Here is a 259-nt window from a genome sequence, read left to right as displayed (position 1 = left end):
ATGCCAAGCTGCGGGCCGAGACCATGGTTCTCGATGCGATCGTTGCGGCAGGTGACAACAAGGTGCTGGAACTGCCGATGGGCATGCCGTTCCGCCCGGCGATCGTGAAGGCCAAGGCCGAGCATCTGCTGTTCGTCGTCCATCCGCGCGACAATGACTGGTGCGTCACGGGCATTCGCCGAGGCGATGAAGGATTTGAACTGCGGGCCGATCTGCCGCTGGAATGGGCGGGCCTGAGCGGCGCCGATCTGGAACACGC

At 64.1% G+C, this 259-nt stretch carries 1 protein-coding gene; it reads left to right on the top strand.

Features of this window, described 5'->3' with window-relative positions:
* Positions 1-259: MYG1 family protein (locus tag SB659_RS19905; RefSeq protein WP_410551666.1), on the top strand; the 259-nt coding region annotated here is incomplete at both ends.

This window comes from Arthrobacter sp. SIMBA_036 (assembly GCF_046535135.1).
Lineage (GTDB): Bacteria > Actinomycetota > Actinomycetes > Actinomycetales > Micrococcaceae > Arthrobacter.
Note: the sequence above shows the minus strand (reverse complement) of the source record. Positions and strands in the feature narration are given on the sequence as shown.